General features: G+C 38.4%; 17 protein-coding genes, 1 tRNA gene, 1 pseudogene, 1 riboswitch and 1 other annotated feature. Of the genes and pseudogenes, 12 read left to right on the top strand and 7 right to left on the bottom strand.

Features of this window, described 5'->3' with window-relative positions:
- Positions 1-480: 480 nt before the first annotated feature.
- Positions 481-1,203 (bottom strand): hypothetical protein, encoded by a 723-nt coding sequence (locus tag DD627_RS01150; RefSeq protein ID WP_260274350.1) that lies wholly within the window; start codon positions 1,201-1,203, stop codon positions 481-483.
- A 218-nt stretch (positions 1,204-1,421) separates the two neighbouring features.
- Positions 1,422-1,505, top strand: a riboswitch (SMK box riboswitch).
- Between DD627_RS01150 and metK the strand changes: the two genes are divergently transcribed.
- Positions 1,503-2,690, top strand: a complete 1,188-nt coding sequence (gene metK, locus DD627_RS01145; RefSeq protein WP_057784826.1) for a methionine adenosyltransferase — start codon at positions 1,503-1,505, stop codon at positions 2,688-2,690. It overlaps the preceding riboswitch by 3 nt.
- Before the next feature lie 59 nt (positions 2,691-2,749).
- Entirely contained in the window at positions 2,750-4,216 is a 1,467-nt protein-coding gene (locus DD627_RS01140) for an MDR family MFS transporter (RefSeq protein ID WP_260274351.1), read from the top strand.
- A 51-nt stretch (positions 4,217-4,267) separates the two neighbouring features.
- Here the strand turns inward: DD627_RS01140 and mnmM are convergent, their stop codons facing one another.
- Positions 4,268-4,834, bottom strand: coding sequence for a tRNA 5-(aminomethyl)-2-thiouridylate-methyltransferase MnmM (mnmM, locus tag DD627_RS01135; RefSeq protein ID WP_057784824.1), 567 nt, complete (start codon positions 4,832-4,834; stop codon positions 4,268-4,270).
- A gap of 3 nt (positions 4,835-4,837) precedes the next feature.
- On the bottom strand, positions 4,838-5,473 hold the full coding sequence (locus DD627_RS01130; protein WP_057784823.1) for a phosphatase PAP2 family protein: 636 nt from the start codon (positions 5,471-5,473) through the stop codon (positions 4,838-4,840).
- A gap of 96 nt (positions 5,474-5,569) precedes the next feature.
- Positions 5,570-5,784 (top strand) — a binding site (T-box leader).
- A gap of 53 nt (positions 5,785-5,837) precedes the next feature.
- On the opposite strand from DD627_RS01130, the gene leuS reads away from it, so the two are divergent.
- The 3 genes from leuS (at position 5,838) to DD627_RS01115 (ending at position 10,912) form a co-directional block, all read left to right on the top strand.
- Positions 5,838-8,255 (top strand): leucine--tRNA ligase, encoded by a 2,418-nt coding sequence (gene leuS / locus DD627_RS01125; protein WP_068805172.1) that lies wholly within the window; start codon positions 5,838-5,840, stop codon positions 8,253-8,255.
- 241 nt (positions 8,256-8,496) lie between these two features.
- Positions 8,497-10,176 (top strand): putative polysaccharide biosynthesis protein, encoded by a 1,680-nt coding sequence (locus tag DD627_RS01120; protein WP_057784821.1) that lies wholly within the window; start codon positions 8,497-8,499, stop codon positions 10,174-10,176.
- Between the two features lie 10 nt (positions 10,177-10,186).
- Entirely contained in the window at positions 10,187-10,912 is a 726-nt protein-coding gene (locus tag DD627_RS01115; protein ID WP_068805177.1) for a pseudouridine synthase, read from the top strand.
- A gap of 127 nt (positions 10,913-11,039) precedes the next feature.
- Here the strand turns inward: DD627_RS01115 and DD627_RS01110 are convergent, their stop codons facing one another.
- On the bottom strand, positions 11,040-11,873 hold the full coding sequence (locus DD627_RS01110) for an NAD(P)H-hydrate dehydratase (RefSeq protein ID WP_260274352.1): 834 nt from the start codon (positions 11,871-11,873) through the stop codon (positions 11,040-11,042).
- A gap of 131 nt (positions 11,874-12,004) precedes the next feature.
- Between DD627_RS01110 and DD627_RS01105 the strand changes: the two genes are divergently transcribed.
- The 6 genes from DD627_RS01105 (at position 12,005) to DD627_RS01080 (ending at position 15,376) form a co-directional block, all read left to right on the top strand.
- Positions 12,005-12,463 carry a universal stress protein gene (locus tag DD627_RS01105; protein ID WP_057784818.1) on the top strand — a complete coding sequence of 153 codons (459 nt, stop codon included), beginning with the start codon at positions 12,005-12,007 and terminating at the stop codon, positions 12,461-12,463.
- 168 nt (positions 12,464-12,631) lie between these two features.
- On the top strand, positions 12,632-13,741 hold the full coding sequence (locus DD627_RS01100; protein ID WP_260274353.1) for a glycosyltransferase: 1,110 nt from the start codon (positions 12,632-12,634) through the stop codon (positions 13,739-13,741).
- 90 nt (positions 13,742-13,831) lie between these two features.
- A complete protein-coding gene (locus DD627_RS01095; RefSeq protein ID WP_068805184.1) occupies positions 13,832-14,647 on the top strand; it encodes a Cof-type HAD-IIB family hydrolase in 816 nt (271 codons plus the stop codon).
- A 32-nt stretch (positions 14,648-14,679) separates the two neighbouring features.
- Positions 14,680-14,901, top strand: coding sequence for a hypothetical protein (locus DD627_RS01090; RefSeq protein ID WP_057784815.1), 222 nt, complete (start codon positions 14,680-14,682; stop codon positions 14,899-14,901).
- 12 nt (positions 14,902-14,913) lie between these two features.
- Positions 14,914-15,192, top strand: a complete 279-nt coding sequence (locus DD627_RS01085) for a hypothetical protein (RefSeq protein WP_057784814.1) — start codon at positions 14,914-14,916, stop codon at positions 15,190-15,192.
- Between the two features lie 100 nt (positions 15,193-15,292).
- Positions 15,293-15,376: transfer RNA gene (locus DD627_RS01080), tRNA-Leu, on the top strand.
- Between the two features lie 130 nt (positions 15,377-15,506).
- On the opposite strand, the pseudogene DD627_RS01075 reads toward DD627_RS01080, so the two are convergent.
- Positions 15,507-15,803: pseudogene (locus DD627_RS01075) on the bottom strand (tyrosine-type recombinase/integrase); the annotation flags it as partial.
- A 463-nt stretch (positions 15,804-16,266) separates the two neighbouring features.
- Here DD627_RS01075 and DD627_RS01070 point away from each other — a divergent pair.
- Complete coding sequence (locus DD627_RS01070; RefSeq protein WP_068805188.1) at positions 16,267-16,926, top strand: deoxynucleoside kinase; 660 nt, start codon at positions 16,267-16,269, stop codon at positions 16,924-16,926.
- Positions 16,927-16,982: 56 nt separating this feature from the next.
- Here the strand turns inward: DD627_RS01070 and DD627_RS01065 are convergent, their stop codons facing one another.
- Complete coding sequence (locus DD627_RS01065) at positions 16,983-18,809, bottom strand: heavy metal translocating P-type ATPase (RefSeq protein ID WP_068805191.1); 1,827 nt, start codon at positions 18,807-18,809, stop codon at positions 16,983-16,985.
- Positions 18,810-18,891: 82 nt separating this feature from the next.
- Positions 18,892-20,034, bottom strand: coding sequence for an MFS transporter (locus DD627_RS01060; protein WP_260274354.1), 1,143 nt, complete (start codon positions 20,032-20,034; stop codon positions 18,892-18,894).
- Positions 20,035-20,171 lie beyond the last annotated feature (137 nt).

The raw sequence follows: 20,171 nt of genomic DNA, 5'->3' as shown, positions 1-20,171 counted from the left end.
AATACCAGAAAGTGTAGACCCATTTAATTGACTGGTATAAGAAATCATATCGTTTTTTTTGTATTCAAAATTGAAATAGATGGGGAATGCAAAAATGAATTTAAAGGCATTTGTCCAATAAGCTGACACGATTTCATTGATGCGTAAGAAGACAATATCCTGCAGGCCATTTCATCAAATGAGCACAGCTTATCAAAACCCGGGAAAAGTGAGTAAGTATAGTGGGTTCAAAATATCTTATCCTTTATAGCGGCATAGTAACGCTGAAAAAATTTTTAAAAAAGTTATCTGAAAAGGAATACAAATTTAGCCCAAAACGGCAATTATTGAAGTTTTAACATGCTTGTTTTGGGAACCAGATGTCTTTCAGAAAAGTAGAAATGAAATAATGACTGATAATAGGTATTTTTGTTCTGTAATTAACTGTGAAAAAGATCAAAAAAAACAACCTAGATAGGCTGAAAAATTTGTAACTGTAACTCACAGAATAAGAAACACACTAAAGATTAAATATAAAATTACGTTTACGATTAAATGCAGTTTTGATTGCTTAATAAATTGGGTAGCTAGCCATGAAATAATAAGTGTACCAACGGCAATTAATCCGAAGGTTGTTAAGTGAGTGACTAATAAAATTACGATACAAAGAATACCAAGACTTAAATGAATCAAAGGACCATAACTGAGTTTATTAATAAAAAATGGATAGAAAATAAATAGAAAACCTAATAAAGGCACGACTAGAACTGATAAGAAGTTGGTTGATAAAAAGCCACACTGGATGTAAAACAAGACTTCCGGTAATATAAACGCCGAGCTTATGGTATACAAGATTAGCCCTGCCAAGTTGTTTTTAAAACCTGTGAAAAAAGTTGATAAAGTTACCATACATAAGAAGAGCAAAATACTTATCGTTGGCGAAATACTTGAGAAAGCCAACGCAGCTGCAAGGACTGTGACTCCAGTCATACTCAAAAATATAGGTGTTGAAATTTTATTGGTGAAGCGATCAAAGACAAGAAAATTAAACATGAAGATAAATAATATGACTAAAAGCTGATTGCTAAAAGTATGCTGAATATTAGTATGTACTTGATGGCTGTACAGGGTTGGCACCAACCAAGTGGTCAAACTCTGAATGGCCGTCATGATTAGCGGCAACAGCGATTTTTTATTAACAGCATTCAAACGTATATTTTGCATCGTTGTATTCTCCTATGTGAAATAACTCAATCGTAAACAAAGTTCGAAGCGACGTCAACTAAAAATCAATCTTTTAAAGAATTTTCATTTGTGATAAGATTGTTAGGATAGCTTTCAATTTCCATGATCGTGGAGACAAGCAGATTAGATGCAATCGTATTGCGAATCTAGGTTCATGTGAAATTCATAAGCTGCAAAGCACGGGTTATAACATTGAACAAACATACTTTGTTCCCGAAAGGATTTGCTGTAAAGCAAAGATGCCTTGTAACCGTTATTAATAAGGGGGAAATTTCCACATGCAAGAGAGACATTTATTTACTTCTGAGTCAGTTTCAGAAGGACATCCAGATAAGATTGCAGACCAAATTAGCGATGCAATTTTAGATGCTATGTTAGCACAAGATCCACAGGCTCGAGTAGCTTGTGAAACAACCGTGACAACGGGATTAGTTGTTGTCGTTGGAGAGATTAGTACGACTGCTTACGTTGATATTCAAAAGACCGTTCGTGAAACCATCAAAGAAATTGGTTATAAAGATGGTGAATATGGATTTGATGGTGACAATTGTGCAGTTATGGTTGCCATTGATGAACAATCACCAGATATTGCTCAAGGTGTTGATGATTCTTTGGAAACTCGTGAAGGTGACGCGGATCCATTAGACAAAATTGGTGCCGGAGATCAAGGTTTGATGTTCGGTTTCGCCATTGATGAAACTCCTGAGCTTATGCCATTACCAATCATGTTAAGTCATCATTTGATGCAAAAAACTGCAGCTGTTCGTAAGTCTGGTGAAATTCAATACTTGCGTCCAGATGCAAAAGCCGAAGTGACAGTTGAGTATGATGACGATGAAAAGCCAGTTCGTGTAGATACGGTTGTTTTAAGTACCCAACATGATCCTAATGTAACTTTAGAGACCATCCGCAAAGATGTGCTTGAACATATTATTAAACCAGTGATTCCAGCTAAGTTGTTGGATGATAAGACAAAATACTTTATTAATCCAACCGGGCGCTTTGTTATTGGTGGTCCTCAAGGGGATGCCGGTTTAACCGGGCGTAAGATCATCGTTGACACATATGGTGGGTTCGCCCGTCATGGTGGCGGTGCTTTTTCTGGAAAAGATGCAACTAAAGTTGACCGTTCAGCTAGTTATGCTGCTAGGTACGTTGCCAAGAATATTGTGGCTGCTGGTTTGGCTCATAAAGTTGAAGTTCAGTTGGCCTATGCAATTGGCGTGGCTGAACCAGTTTCCGTTTCAGTAGATACCTTTGGGACTGGTAATGTTTCTGAAGAAAAATTAGTTGAGGCAATTCGTAAGATATTTGATCTTCGACCAGCAGGAATCATCAAAATGTTAGATTTACAGCGGCCAATTTATAAAAAGACAGCTGCTTATGGTCATTTTGGTCGGACAGATATCGACTTACCTTGGGAACATACAGATAAAGTTGATGACTTAAAAGAGTTATTGAAGTAATTATTGAAATCTCTTCTGCAATTCGCGTAGAAGAGGTTTTTTAGGTGGAGAGTGAATTAATGACAGCGAAAAAGACAAACGTTACCTTAGTCACAATTGCGATTTTTGTGGCAACATTTTTAACAGCGGTAGAAGGAACCATTGTTTCAACCGCAATGCCGACCATCGTTGGAGATCTTCATGGCGTTAATTTAATGAACTGGATTGTTTCAATTTATTTGTTAACAAATGCAGTTGCTACGCCAATATATGGTAAGCTAGCCGATCTTTTTGGGCGTAAACGAATCTTCATTATTGGCATCATGATTTTTATTATTGGCTCAACATTGAGTGGGACGGCTAACTCTATGCCAACATTGATTGGTTGGCGGGCTCTGCAAGGTGTTGGGGCGGGGTGTATTATGCCAGTTGCAAACACCATTATTGCGGATATCTACCCATTTGAAAAACGAGCCCGTGTCATGGGCTTTAATGGAGCTGCATGGGGGATTGCTGCGATTGTGGCACCGTTGCTAGGTGGATTTATCGTGGACCAACTCACTTGGCACTGGGTATTCTTTATTAATATTCCGATCGGTTTGTTAACCGTTGCAATGATTGCACTTTGCCTGCATGAGGATCCTCACACAGTCTCAACGAAGATCGATTACTTGGGAACTTTGTGGTTAACGATGGCGTTACTTAGTTTGATGTATGGGTTTCAAGTTTTGGGTGAAACCAATTTTACTTGGCAAACTATTGAAACTTGTTTTGCAGTTACCGTTGTTGCAATTTTTCTGTTTATTAGAAGAGAACAAAAGGCCGATGATCCTATTATTTCGTTAAAACTATTCAAGAATCGCACGTTTATTACCCAAAATTTAGCGACCATGTTGGTTTCTGGATTTTTAATTGGTTTTGAAGTTTATATTCCTACTTGGACACAGGGACTGCTTGGTTTGCCTGCTTCCTTGGCCGGTTTTGCAGTCACGCCTAGTTCAGTTATGTGGATTTTTGGGTCATTTTTAGCGGGTAAGTTTATTCTTAAGCTGACACCCAAACAAACCTTGATGATTAGTCTAGCTATTCTGTTTGTCGGAAGTTTGTGGTTAGCGTTATTGTCACAAACGACACCATTTTGGTTGTTCTTTGTTATTTCTACCATTCTTGGTGTGGGATTTGGAATCACGATTACTTCCACAACGGTGACTTCCCAACGATTAGTCGAGGCAAAGGATATGGGTGTGGCGACTTCTTTCAATACATTAGCGCGTACGCTTGGTCAAACGATCATGATGTCCATTTTCGGGATCATCATGAATGGTACTATGAATAAAGGCATTGCCCAACATTTCAATTTGAATTTAGGGATGATGAATAAGCTGATTAATCCGCAAACAGCTTCCTCATTACCAGCTAAATTATTGCCAACGTTGAGAACTATTTTATATCAGGCGTTGCATAACATTTATTTGGCAGGAGTGTGTTTGATTATTTTGGCCATTGTGATAAATGCGATTGATTATCGAAAAAAACAAAGAATTTAAAAAAGTCGACTTTTAGTTGCTGTGTTTAAGCAATTAAAAGTCGACTTTTAGTTATCGTTTTTGAATGGCAAACAAAATTGGTGGGTCATTTTGTTGATTCATAAATTGATAATTTAAAACTTGAAACTCTTTTTGCGGTAATTTTGTTAAAAAAGTTTGGAGATGGTTCAGCTCATCTTTACCACCTGGATGACCATAATAACTGACCAAAATGACTAGTCCTCCCCGTTGCAAAATTTTTAGGCACTGTTCAACAGCTGAAATTGTGGTTTTTGCGTGTGTAATAACGGATTTATCACTACCGGGTAAATAGCCAAGATTAAAAATAGCCGCGGTAATTTGGGTGTCTTCGGGAAGATGATTTGATAAATGTTCATGTCCATCGTGAATTAGGGTAGTTTGATTTAACAACCCAGTTAAAAGCAATTGTGTTTTGGTGGCCTCAAGTCCAGCAGATTGGACATCAAATCCATAAACATGCCCACTTTTACCAACGGCACTGGCCAAGTAGATTGTGTCGTTGCCGTTGCCCACTGTGGCGTCAATCACGGTATCGCCCGGTTGGACAACTTGATCAAGTAACGTGTGGCTATAACGTAATGCAGATTCTAGATTCATTTTTTAAACCTCCGTTTTTGTTGGTAAAATTAAAAATCCTGATAATAAAACGATGGTGGTACCAAATAAAAAGCCCCCAAGAACGTCGCTGGGATAATGAACATTTAAATAAATACGTGACATCCCAATTAAAAGGATCATGCTGATTGCAAACAAATTAACTAAACCGCGTTGCCATTTGGATTTGACGAGGCTTGCAAATATGATCATGATTACGCCTAGAAGAATGATCGTGCTGGTAGAGTGGCCACTTGGGAAACTATAGCCACCGATTGAAATTAGTTTATGCAAAGGGCGAGGCCGTTGTACAAGGAGTTTAATAGCTGTATTTCCTAACGTTCCTACTAAAATGCTAAAAGCCGCAAAACTTAGCAGGCGATAATATTTGACATAAACTAGCCAACCGACAAGAACAAGAGTAAAGCCGATATTTTGCAAAGGATTACCCAAACTCGTAATAAATAAGAAAAATTGGGTTTTAGCGGGTGTTCGATTGTGTTGCATAATTTGCGCAATTGAGTGATCAAAGTTTTGAGTTGCCTGGGTATTTGCAATTACCATCAGCGTAACTATTATAAAGATTATTCCGGTGAGTAAACTGGTTAATAGCCATTCGTGATGTTGTTTATTGGTTTGCATGAATATCTCCCTTATTATTTCAGAATGCGCTTCTAGTATATCAGATTTTTCAAAGGTTTCTTGCATTTTTATGGCTAATTTGATAGGATTAGTCCATTAATGTTAGTTGAAAAGAAGTAGTAAGTGTCAGAGACCTTTCAGAAACTGTGCGGATAATGTGAGCATAGATTGCGAAGACACCGAACTCATCTTTTTAATTTTATTGGTGAAACAAGTAGCTGGTAACGTGAGTTCGCGTTAAGAATTGAAGTGTTCGACTGACTAATTCAATCGTAAATATAGGTGGTACCGCGGAAAATTTCGTCCTATAAGATATTTTTTAATATCTTATGGGACTTTTTTATATAGAAAGGGTGTAGCTAAATTGGCATATAATCACGATATAATTGAACGGAAATGGCAGCATTACTGGAAAGAACATAAAACTTTTAAAACAAATTCGAGGACAGATAAGCCGAAGTATTACGCATTGGACATGTTCCCTTATCCTTCTGGTCAAGGGCTCCATGTAGGTCATCCTGAAGGCTATACTGCCACAGATATCATGTCTCGATTCAAACGGATGCAAGGATTTGAAGTTTTGCATCCAATGGGTTGGGATGCATTTGGCCTGCCTGCAGAGCAGTATGCCTTAAAGACCGGTCACAATCCCCGTGAGTTTACAGCACAAAACATCAAGAACTTCAAACGGCAAATTCGTTCATTAGGTTTTTCATATGATTGGGATCGTGAAGTCAATACGACAGATCCTAAGTTCTATAAGTGGACCCAATGGATTTTTGAACAAATGTACAAAAAGGGTTTGGCCTATGAAAAAGAAACACTTGTGAACTGGGCTCCTGACATGATGGGCGGCACAGTTGTGGCCAATGAAGAAGTTGTTGATGGTAAAACAGAGCGCGGTGGTTATCCAGTTTACCGTGTCCCAATGAAACAGTGGATGCTGAAGATTACGGCTTATGCAGATCGTTTGCTGGATGACTTGGACTTAATTGATTGGCCTGAAAGCATCAAGGAAATGCAACGTAACTGGATTGGCCGTTCAACTGGTGCCAGCGTCAATTTTAAAGTTGACGGGACAGATGATCAAATTGAGATATACACAACCCGTCCTGATACGCTGTTTGGCGCAAGTTACATGGTTATTGCCCCAGAACATGCATTGGCTAAAAAACTAACCACAGAGGCTCAAAAAGCGGTTGTGGAGGCCTATGAAAAGAAGATTGAGACTAAATCTGACTTGGAACGGACCGACCTGAACAAAGACAAAACTGGGGTTTTCACTGGATCTTATGGAATTAATCCTGTTAACGGCGATAAAATACCAATTTGGATTGCAGACTATGTGCTTGCTTCATACGGAACTGGTGCAATCATGGCGGTTCCAGCTCACGATCAACGTGACTGGGATTTTGCGAAGAAATTTGATTTACCAATTACACCTGTTATTGAAGGTGGCGATGTAGAGGATGCTCCTTATACTGAGGACGGTGTTCATATTAATTCCGATTTCTTAAATGGAATGGATAAACAAACTGCTATTGATAAGATGATTGATTGGCTTGAAGATAAAGGGGTCGGTCATAAAAAAGTTAATTATCGTTTGCGAGACTGGATTTTCTCCCGTCAACGTTACTGGGGGGAACCAATTCCTGTTATCCATTGGGAAGATGGCGAAACTACACTAGTTCCCGAAGACGAATTACCTTTAAAACTGCCTGCAACTAAAGATTTACAAACCTCAGGGAGTTACGAAAGTCCACTTGCTAACTTAAAAGACTGGGTCAACGTGGTGGATGAAAACGGCCGTAAAGGTCGCCGTGAAACGAACACCATGCCACAGTGGGCGGGGAGCTCATGGTACTTCTTGCGTTACATTGATCCGCATAATGACGAACGAATTGCCGATATGGATCTTTTGAAGAAATGGTTGCCAGTTGATCTTTACATTGGTGGCGCGGAACATGCCGTCTTACATTTACTGTATGCGCGTTTCTGGCACAAAGTGTTGTATGATCTCGGCGTTGTTCCAACTAAAGAACCATTCCAGAAGTTAGTGAATCAAGGAATGATCTTAGGTGACAACCACGAAAAAATGTCGAAATCAAAGGGTAATGTCATTAATCCAGATGATATTGTCGATCAATATGGAGCCGATACCTTACGCTTATACGAAATGTTCATGGGTCCTTTAACGGAATCGGTTTCTTGGAGTGAAGACGGCATTCACGGAAGTGAGAAGTGGATCGAACGGGTTTGGCGTTTAATGATTGATGAAAACAATCATTTGCGTGATCGGGTGACAACGTTTAATGATGGTAAATTAGATAAAGTTTATAATCAAACGGTTAAAAAGGTGACACACGATTTTGAGCACTTACATTTCAATACTGCAATTTCACAGATGATGGTGTTTGTGAATGAAAGTTATAAGGTTGATGCCTTACCAGTACAGTACATGGAAGGATTTGTCAAAATGCTTTCACCAGTTATGCCCCATGTTGCCGAAGAGTTGTGGCAATTGTTGGGCCATGATGACACAATTACGTATGCAAAATGGCCAACTTACGATGAAGATAAGTTAGTTGAGTCAACTGTTCAAGTTGTTCTCCAAGTCAACGGAAAAGTTCGTTCCCACATCAAAGTAGCTAAGGATACAAGCAAAGCAGACTTGGAAAAGATTGCCTTGGCTGACGAAACTCTAAAAGAATGGATAGATGGTAAAACGGTCCGAAAAGTGATTGCAATTCCTAATAAAATTGTGAATGTGGTTGCTAATTAAGACTTAGAAAAGAGAAAAGTGAAAAAAGGCGGGTAGATTCTGAGCGTAGCCGAAGTTAACATATGGTTCGTTACTTGAACCGTTTGTTGATGTAGCTGAGTGGAAGAGTCTGCCTTTTTTGCTTACATTTAGATCCTGAAAGTTTCTTTATATTTTCTTACGAAATGAATTTAAATTTGAATTGCCCTGTAGTAATGATAAAATGATTAAGATTGAGTATTCGAAAGTAGGTCGATAAATTATGGCTGAGACGCCTCAAGATAAGTCACAGACAACTGATGCGGGATTTCAACCGCTAAGACAAACAAGTAAAGAATCCACTTCAAAAGATAAAATGATTGAAGGCTCAGCCTGGATGACGGCTGGTAGCATTTTTTCACGCTTGTTAGGTGCAATCTACATTATTCCTTGGGTAATCTGGTTTGGCACTATGAGTAATCAAGCGAATGCCTTATTTGCAAAGGGATATAATATTTATAGTTTCTTTTTAATTGCAGCGATTGCTGGGATTCCATCTGCGATTGCCAAACAAGTGGCACATTACAATACAATCAATGAATTTGCAGTGGGCCAACGGTTATATAAACGAGGACTATTGTTGTCCGGCGCTACCGGAATTGTGTGTGCACTGATTTTGTATTTTGGGGCACCATTTCTTTCTAATCATGATCCCAATGTTATTCCGATTTTGCACTCACTTGCCTGGGCAGTTTTGATTATTCCAACGATGAGTTTGACTCGGGGTTTTTTTCAAGGCTATCAGGAAATGGCACCATCAGCAATTTCACAATTTGTTGAACAATTAGCCCGTGTGGCCTACATGTTGATTACGGCATTTCTAATCATGCATGTTCACCATGGTAATTGGGTGAGTGCCGTTTCCCAATCTACATTTGCAGCCTTTATTGGTGCGATTGGCGGGATGTTGGTTTTAGTTTGGTATTATTTCCGTCACCGATCTCGTTTAAGAGAATTGGCCGAGAATAGTAAGCAAGAACTGGCAATCCCGACTAAGCAGTTGTATAAAGAAATTATTGCTCAGGCGACACCATTTATTATTATTGGATCTGCAATTACAATTTTTCAATTAATTGACCAATATACATTTTTTAACATCATGCAACGGGCCTTTGACTATTCGACGACTGTGGTCAACACCTTGTATGCTGATTTTGCGTTTAATTCTAATAAACTCATTATGATTGTGGTTTCCTTAGGATCTGCAATGGCGATTACGGCGGTGCCAATGTTATCTGAGGCTAAAACCCGCGGTAATAAACGAGAAATCAATAATCAGATTACGGATGCTTTACTTTTGTTTTCGTTTTTTATGATTCCTTCAGCACTTGGTATGGCTGCCATTGCCCAGCCTTTGAATACACTTTTTTATCACTATGATGTTGTGGGAACTTTAGTTCTGCAGGCATCTTCATATGTGTCCATTATTTTGGGACTGTTTACGGTAATTTCAGCAATTATGCAAGGAATTTCCGAAAATGTCCGCGCGGTTGGTTACTTTGCGATTGGCGTCGTTGTTAAATTTGCCTTACAATTTCCACTGGTATCTTATTTTGGAGTGATGGGTCCTCTTCTTTCGACGGCGATTGGATTCGGGGTAGTGAGTTGGTTGATTCTACGTCATCTAAATCAAGAGTATGGCATAAGTTTCCATCGTATCAGCAGACCTTTTGCAGGGATCCTCGTATTTAGCGTTTTAACTTTTATTGTGGCGTATGCAACTGTCCACTTGAGCTATTTAGCATTGAACCCTAATAGTAAATTTATGGCTGTTTTCGTATCGGTTTTGGCAGCCTGCTTAGGTGGAATTGTTTATTTATATGCGACTTTAAAAACGAGATTAGCGGATATGATGATTGGCGATCGGGTTGAACGGATTCGAAGAATATTACGGATCCATTAAGGAGCGCGTTATGCGAATTGATAAGTTTTTGCACCAGATGAATATTGGAACACGAAGTCAGGTTACCCAGTTAATTAAAAAGGGTGCAGTTACCTTAAACGCACGCAGAGTACTCACTGGCAAAACGCAATTAAATCCAGGTCAAGATCTGGTAAAATTGGGTGAACGTGAGATTCAATATCAAGTTCATTATTATTATTTGCTCAACAAACCTTTGGGTGTCATTTCTGCGTCAACGGATAACCATCAAAAAACAGTAATGGATTTGTTTAATAAGTCTGATTACCGTTCTGACCTTTTTCCAGTTGGCAGACTTGATAAGGATACGGAGGGACTCCTACTTATTACCAATGATGGCGATTTAGCACACAAGCTGTTATCACCAGCCCATCATGTTAAGAAAGTTTATGAAGCGACAGTAACTGGTAAACTTGATGATCAAGTCATTGAAAAATTTGCTAAGGGGATTACGTTAAAGGATGGGACTGAGTTATATCCAGCCAAACTTGAAATCCTAAATTATAACAAACTTGAAGATACGACTAAAGTTCACGTTCAAATTCAGGAAGGCAAATATCACCAGGTACGGCGAATGTTTGGCGCGATGGGTGAAAAGGTTGTACATCTTCAGCGAATTCAAATGGGGACCTTGGCTATTGATGTTGGTTTGTTGCCAGGTAATTATCGTGAATTAAGTCAAGATGAGGTCGATGACTTATTGGCTTTAACTAAATAAAAACGAAAAGAGGCCGCGCAAAAACATAGGTTTTGCGCGGCCTCTTTCTACTTCTCGAATATTATTGGGCTACTAAAACGTGAAAAAAAGACAGATTTCAGGATATGCTTAAGATCTAATCGTTTTTTTACTCTCGTTTTGAAAAGTTTGCCATTGCTTGCGGAATTTGGTTAATAATCTGATGCGGTAAGGTAACATACTGCGTTTTACCTAATTCATCGGCAATATAACTGTGCAAATAGGTTGCACTGAGGATTGCTTGAATTTCGTGATCTGAAAACTGAACAACAAAGCCACCAATCATGCCGGCTAATGTGTCGCCCATCCCGCCAGTTGCCATTTCAGGACCACCCAGTTTTAATTGATAAACAGTATCATTGGTATAAATTTCAGTGTGATACTTTTTTAAAACAACGGTGGCTTGTAATTTTTGTTGGGCTTTTCGATTTTTGGTTTCGGTTTGTTCAGCAATCGGAATGCCAGACAGTCGTTGCCATTCCATCTCGTGAGGTGTAAAGACGATCTTGGCATCTGGGAGGGATAAGTGGTGGGCAGCTACTAGATCGATCGCAGAACCGTCAATAATCAAATGTTGAGTAGATTGAATGGACTGAAAGACAGCCTGCACAACTTGGAGAGCCAATTTGTCTTCACCTAAACCAGGGCCGATGACAATGCCGTCGACTGTTTTGATTAATTTTTTAAGTTCCGTATCATTTTGAAAATCGATCACCATTGTTTCTGGAAGGCGAGCGTGCAGACTAGCAAAGTTGGTGGAATGAGTGGCAGTGGTTACCAAACCAGTACCAGAATAGACTGCGGCACTACTAGTTAAGATAATCGCACCACCAAATTGAGCATTACCACCAATGACTAATAATCGTCCAAATGAACCTTTGTGCGTGTGAGTGGCTCGTTTTTTTATGGTTTCTGTAACCATTGATTGTGTAATTGTTTTCATAAAATTAGTCCTCCATAAAGTTAGTATAACGAAAAAAATACGATAGTAAAATCAGAAGGGCCTTTTACTATAAGAATTCATAAGCGTTTGCTACAATGAAAATAGATAAACTAGAAAGCGAGATGAGTACCATGCAAAATCAACAATATCAAAATATTTTAGTCGGAATCGATGGTTCTGAAACTTCAATGAGAGCACTAGATAAGGCAATTGATGCCGCAATTCGAAACCAAGCCAAACTATATATCGCGCAAGTTTTAAAACCCCAATTATCAACTGTAGGAAGGGCATCTATAGGGTTTGGCGTCGTTGAAACAGATATAGATGATGAAAGTCGTCTGAAAGAGCAAAAGCAACTTTTAGATGACGTGGTAGCTCAAGCAAAGGACAAGGGTGTTAAAGATGTCACGAGCATTGTCAAGATTGGCAATCCACGAGAAGAGTTAGCTCGTAATATTCAACAAGCACAAAAGATCGATTTAATTTACATTGGGGCAACAGGTGCAAATCGGGTGGCGCAAATGTTTTTAGGATCGAACACAACTTATATTCTAGAGAATTCTATTGCGGACGTTATGGTGGTTAGATAAAAAATTGCCAAACTTGAATTAAGTAAGGTATAGCGAAATAGCTATTTAGGATCGGTAAATGACTGTTCCGCTATTCGTTTACTCAAAAAAAGAGAAACACGGCATTAACTATTAAAATAAGTAAGGAGGCATACTGAGGGAAATCTAAGGACCTTAGTAGACTAACAGATGAAAACATTAATTGTGCTTGAAAATGTGGTAATGGATGGTGTGAAACGTGCGGCAACTGTTTTGGGGAATGCTCTGACTAAATATGCAGATGTGACTTATTATTCATTAGAAAACGTCACGCCTTATTACGAATTAAAAGCCAAACTGGTTGTGGCAAAACGACCAGCCTCCGGACACGTTCTTAATTTTTTTGGTGAAAAACCTTATGAAAATTATCGTGATCAGATCGATGATTTAAGTGAATTTATTGAACAGGGTGGTTTCCAAAGCGTTATTTTAGCTGCCGGATTGACCACAAGTTTTGGTCCGTTAATTAAAAAAAGAATTCCAAATGTTCGAATTGTGGCCTGGATGCACAACAACTATAAGACTTATCTGACTCAATATTATCAACGAATGGAAAAAGAATTTGTGGCTGGTTTGAAACAAGCGGATGCGGTTGTTGTTTTAACAGATTCAGATTTAAAAAATTATCGTCAGTTTAATCCGAATACTGTCAAAATATACAATCCGCTAACTTTGAATCCAGATAAAAAAGCCGATTTAACTTCTCATACAATTGCATTTACAGCACGAATTGCGATTCCACATAAAGGAATTGATTTATTATTGGAGGCTGCTCAGTATTTGCCAGATGATTGGAAGATCGCCATTGCCGGACAAGGAGTGCCAGAGCAGATGGCTTTATTCAGACAACTAGTTGAAAAATTTGATGTGGCAGATAAAATTATCTATCGGGGCGCGCTGAAAGATAAGACGTTACAGGAACACTATGAAACGGCATCAATTTTTGTATCCACTTCGCGGTGGGAAGGGATGCCACTTGTGATTGGTGAGGCCATGGGATTTGGTTTGCCAATTGTCGCCATGGAAAACACGGGATCTGCAGAGTTTCTTGGTCACAATCAATATGGCGTGTTAACGAAACCTGAGGACGTGATGGACTTTGTCAAAGAACTTAATAAAGTCATAATCAGTGAGCCGTTGCGGCATATTTATTCTAAGAAATCATTAGAACGTATTCAGGCGTTTAAGATTGAAACGATTATTAAACAGTGGTTACCGCTTTTAGGCAGTAATTCTGCTGGTTTATCTAAGGCGTTTTAAAAATAATTTTTAAATATGTAAATTAACATTGAAAACGACTTCAATTTTCGATATGGTAAGGTTAGTAAATAAGAAAGTCGATGATCATAAGTGTATAAATTAATCGTTAGCGATTTGGATGAAACGTTACTTGGTAGCGATGGAAAAATCTCTCAAGAAAATATCGAGGCTATTAAAGCAGCCTCCAAAAAGGGAGTTAAGTTCGTGCCCAATACGGGCCGAGGTTTTGCTTCAGTGCAAGTTTTATTGCAAAAATTAGGTCTCTATCAAGAGGCTAATGAATTTGTGATTTCTTATAATGGTGGCGCAATTGTTGAGAACCAGGATAATAGGGTTCTTCAAACAAATGAAATGACGTATGAAGAAGCCAAAGGTGTTTTTGAAATTACTTCTCAATATCTGCACAATGATACCCATGTGTATACGTTAAACCAATTGTATATCTATAATCCCCGTGAAGAGGATCTGGCTTACTTGAAACCACGGCATGTGAACTATCACATCATGGAAAATGATGATTTTTCAATTTTTAAAGATGATAAAATTATGAAAGTCATTACCATGAATCCTGACCAAGAGGTTTTGCGGCCAGTTCATGATAAGGTGATGGATACTTTTGATAACCAGTTGAATGCCAGCTATTCTTCCGGGATGTATGCTGAGTTTAATCATTTAGGCACTGACAAAGGAACGGCAACCTTGGAGCTTGCTGACTCTTTAGGAATCAAAAAAGACGAAATTTTGGCGCTTGGTGACAATAGTAATGATCTTCCTATGTTACGTAAAGTGGGAATGCCTGTTGTTGTGGCAAATGGAACTACTGAGGCAAAGAGTTTAGCTAAATATGTGACTAAGAATAATTATCAAACTGGGGTTGCCGAGGCAATTGAAAAGTTTGTGTTATAAATCCATATTAGTTTAGGTCATGGAGGAACAAGATGTTAAAAGCAGCATTAGTGGGTGTCCCTGGTTTAATTGCAATTATGCTAGTGGTAATCACATTGTATGTACAACTGCCCTTCTGGCTTTTAATCGTGCTGTGGGCAGTTGGATTTGTTGCTGCCATTATTTTGGTCACGGTGTTTGAACTCAAAATCAAATTAGCAGCCATGAAACGGGATGCAGAAGAAGCAGTCAAAAAAGAACAATCTGAGAAATAAAGAGGGATTATTATGTTTATGTCTACGGAAGAAATCAACGTGGGTCATACAATTGTGGGGATTGTTTCTGCCACAAGCCGGATTATGTTATCGGCTGATGAAATTGACCAGTATCAAATGTTTGACCAACTTATTGAAGAAACTAAAAATAAATTAAGTAAACGGGCTGAACTTAAAGACGGGGACGGTTTAATTGGGGTACATTTTAACACAGAAGTTGTGAATGTGAGTGTGGCGCCAAAGTTTTTGATTGTAGTGGGCTACGGTACCGTGGTTAAACTAGATAAGTGAGTATTATCTGAAGAATAATCTTTTTGACAGTAAGTGGCGCACAAGTTTAATAGAGCTTTTCATTCTTTTGAATATAGTGTAAAATGATTACTGTTGTTTAGCCCCAGTGGCGGAACTGGCAGACGCGCAGCGTTCAGGTCGCTGTATGGGCAACCATGTACAGGTTCGAATCCTGCCTGGGGCATTTTAGTACAATATAGGAACTTTTTAGAAATCAGGAATGGCTTTATACCGGCATTCCTGATTTTTCGTTATCACAAGAAAGCACTAGAAAACACTAACAAGTAAATACATTTTGCACAAATTTTGCACAGCTAGGAAATCTTTGACGCCTTATCTGATGCCTTTTTAACAGTTAATTTATTTAATTCTTTTTCTATTTTTTGATCAGATCGTGCTTTAAACTCATCAATCAGATATGCATATATTTTCGATGTAGTTGATAGATCAGAATGGCCTAACCGTTTAGAGATCACATACAGATCTATTCCAGAGGCTAATAAGAAGGCCACATGAGTATGTCTTAACGAATGAAAGTGAAAGCCCGTTTTAACTATTTTAAGGTCGCTAAGGGCTTTTTTGAGTGTTTTGTTGCACGCTGCCGAAGTGGGGCATAATTTACTATTTACTAGTTTTAATCTATTTTCAAAATTGCTACAAATTCTATAAAATCAGCTCTTTCCTTGGTAATGACAGGGACGGAGCTGTTTTTGCTTTGGAACAGATTAAGAATTTGTTTTTTGTAACGGGGAAAACAGTTTTATAAAAAGCAACTTGGAACAAAGGGTGCGTTCAAATTCATAAAAAATAGGGAAGTTTGAAATTAGGTCTAAATTTTGGCATCTGAATATGGTATGCTTATTGGTGCACTTTTTGATTTTGAAATTTTGAATAAATGCGGTTAATTAATAAAAGTTGAAATCAATATACTTTAATTTATTTGAGAAATAGCGTAAGGAAAACGTTTAAGCTTGTTTAAAGACGACAGCATAATTTAAAATGAAACGCAATATGTTGTAGACCAATTAATTATGATATACTAAATATTGATTATAGATAAAAGAGGGGCCTTGTATGGTGATAATTACAGCAGGAATGATTGGTGTTGGGAAAACAACGTTAACTGGAAAGATTGCAAAGCATTATGGTTCAAAAGCTTTTTACGAACCAGTTGGTGATAATCCAGTATTGCCATTATATTATTCTGATCAAAAAAGTTATGGATTTTTACTGCAAATTTATTTTTTAAATAAACGATTTGCAATGATAAAAAAAGCACTTTCTGATGATAATAATGTTTTGGATCGCTCAATTTATGAAGATGCATTGTTTACTCGTGAAAATAATAAAGAAGGTAACATTACAGATACCGAATTTGGTGTTTATTTGAATCTTCTGGATAATATGATGAATGAGTTGAATGACCTTCCTAAGAAAGCACCAGACTTGATGGTGTATGCGGAAACCGATTTTGATACGATTTTATATCGTATTAAAAAGCGGGGTCGTGACTATGAACAATTCGACAATAATCCTGAACTTGAGGACTATTATCTTAAGATGTGGGCAGCGTATAAAGAATGGTATCGTGATTACGATGCAAGTCCTAAGCTCAAAATTGATTTACAAAAGTACGATTTAGAGAATCCAAAAAATGTTGAAACTGTACTGGGTCAAATTGATACAGCTTTAGCGAAGATTCGCGAACCAAAAGATGTTGAAGAAGCAATGTAAAAAAACTATTCACGTGGAATGCAAAGGCACTTCACATGAATAGTTTTTTTGTGGAATTAATTATTCTTTTGTTGCGCAATTAATGCTTTTAGACTAGCGTTATCTCGATGGGCAAGTAAGGCCCAAAGAATCGTGACGGTATCGACAACTTCTTGAAATAGCGCGCCAAGCAAGGCAGGGATGATACCAGTGGCAGCGACGAGCATCAGACCAATACAGATAAAAATGCCAATTAAAACGGATTGTTTCGCGATTTTCATAGTATATTGAGAAATGCTCAAAGCACGCGCAACTCGACCTAAATCATCTTTTAGGATCACAATGTCGGCCGATTCACTGGCAGCGGTTGAACCACGCGCGCCCATTGCAATTCCAACATCAGCGACGGTTAATGATGGCGCATCATTGACGCCATCACCTACCATAACAACCGGACGGAGATGATTTTCTTGATCCTTCAAAACCGCAATTTTGTCTTTAGGTAAACACTCAGAATAAACTTTTGCGATTCCAATTTGGTTACCGACCATTTCAGCAGTAGCTTTTTGGTCGCCACTAATCATTAAGGTGTTTTTGATGCCCAATTCATTTAACTGCGAGATTGTAATTTGTGCTTCAGGGCGAATTTGATCAGAAAAAGTAATGTAACCTGCAAATTTATCGTTGATGGAAACAAAGATTGCAGTTTGTTTAGATAACGGCTTAATTTCTCGAGTTGCAAATTTTTGACGGCCAATTTTGATCTGTTGGTGATCAACTTGAGCCGTAATACCCATGCCGGTAACTTCTTGAATGTCTGAAACTGGCAAAAGTGTTTTAGAATCAACAGCATTTACAATGGAACGGGCCAAGATATGGCTTGATTGTTGTTCAGCACTAGCTGCAAGGCTTAATAATTGTTCATTTGTGTAAGGTGGCAAACTTTTAATTTGATCGATGGCTAAAATTCCCTTCGTCAGCGTTCCTGTTTTATCGAAGGCAATTGTTTTGGCAGTGGCAAATTTTTCAATTGTTGTACCATTTTTAATGATAATTCCATTTCGGTTCGCACTACTCATTCCAGATACAAGCGCAATTGGTGCCGCCAAAATCAGTGGACATGGGGAAGCCACAACGAGAACTTCTGCAAAGCGAACAGGATCTTTTGAAATATACCAAGCAATTCCGGCAATGAGATAAGAAACAATTGTAAATGGAATGGCGTATCGATCCGCTAAACGAACAAAGTGAGCAGGTTGTGCCTCGGAAGCTTTGACCAGTTTAACAATTGTTTGATACTGACTATCGGCGGCTATTTTTGTGACTTTCATCGTAATGGCGCCATCCCCATTGATGGATCCGGACATCAGGTCATCATTAAGCGATTTAGATACTGGATTAGATTCACCAGTTAATGAAGATTCATCAAAAATTGAAGAGCCGGATAGCACAATCCCATCAACAGGTACGACTTCGCCAGGTTTGACCACAACTTGGTCACCAATTTGAACAGCATCAACCGGTTTGGTGGTAATTTTGCCATCTAAGAGCACATGGGCATTTTGTGGAGAATTGTCGAGCAGATTTTGAAGTTCTTTGCCTGCCTTATGGGCGGCATAATCTTCTAAGGAATCCCCGCCAGTCAGCATAATGAGCACTACGATACTTGCCCAATATTCCCCAACAGCTAAGGTAGCAATGATAGCCGTGATCGCCAACAGATCTATTCCATATTTGCCAGCACGCAAGGTCTTAATCATTTCAATTAACATGGAGATCGAAATCAGGATTCCTACCACAGTGATAATAATTTGAGCAACTAAATTGAGATGGAAAACAAACTCTAGGAAAAGTGCTAAAACCCCAAGAAGGACAACTAAGGCAAATTTAGTAGTATGTTTCATACCCAGCAACTTCTTTCTTATTTAGAATGATTCTAAAACCATTATAAATGAAATCTAGTCAAATTACCAGTAGAATGAAGAATTATTTGGGCTTATTCATCCTTAGCATGAAGACCGGAATGATTAGCAATAGATGAATAATAAACATGCCCAAGAAGGTCCAGCTATAGTCAAAAGCCGTAATAAAATAGCCACCAAATAAAGGACCAAGTGCGCGACCCATGGATCCGGCAAAACTCCCTACAGATTGGATGGTGCCTCGATTACGATCATCAGCAAACCGGTTTAATAAAGCCGGGATTGCGATGAGGGCCAACATTTCACCAAAAGTGACTAAGGTAATGCCTAAAACATAACGCCAGTAGCTTCCAGTATTAATAATTGCCAAATAAGAAAGGGCAAACGAAATTAATCCTAAAATAATGCGCATTTTTTCGGCCTTAAAACTGGGTTTGAATAAACGAGTGGTAAATGGTTGAATTAAAATAATTTCTACAGTACTGATTGTAAAAAGGAGACTATACTTAGGAACAGAGATGTGTTTAGCAACCATCAGTACCGAAACATTACTATTCCACTGTTCATAGCAGATCCAAATTATGACCATGACCAAACAAATAATGAGAATACTTCCTAGAGCGTGTCGAGAACCGTTATCAGTTGTACCTTGATTAGTGGTTACTGGATGTTTTTTGATAGTTTTAAATGACAGTCTAATCAGCAATGTTGTTAACAAAAATAAGACAGTAGAACTAAAAAAGACCATGCGGATACTAATCCCAAATAAAATTCCTGACATAAAGGTAGCAAATCCCATGCCTAAGCTAGCGAACCAGTAACCGTTATTAAAAATGTTAGGATCTTGGACTTGAAGGAAGGCAATGTAACCATTAATGGCGGAATTTAGGCCACCTAAAAACAGGCCGTATAGCGTGATTAAGACCGGATAAATCGGCCATTGTGGGAAAAGCCCTAGTAGAAATAAAGCAGTCACAACGCCAATTCCGTTCACATACATGAGTGGTTTTTGCCGCCAACTATCAAAGAGCTTGCCGCCAATCAGGTTGCCAATCATCATAGCTCCTGAAAAACAAAAAAGCACGTAACCTGCAGTTACTAAGCTTTTGTTTAAAGTCCTATGAATGTAAAGGGTGGTGATCGGCATAATCAGACCAATACCCATATTGACCAACATGTTTGTAAATAAAACCGGTTTATTTTTCATAGGAAATAACGCCTTTCTGTGGAGCTCATAATTTTCTAATTAAATGTTAATCATACTATTACATAAGGATTAGCAAATTTCAACGATTTTCAAGAACTGCTGACAATAAAAATGGAAAATCAAGATAAGATTAAAGA

Origin of the sequence: Pediococcus sp., assembly GCF_003533255.1 — a bacterium.
In the GTDB taxonomy this organism is placed as follows: domain Bacteria; phylum Bacillota; class Bacilli; order Lactobacillales; family Lactobacillaceae; genus Pediococcus; species Pediococcus parvulus.
Note: the sequence above shows the minus strand (reverse complement) of the source record. Positions and strands in the feature narration are given on the sequence as shown.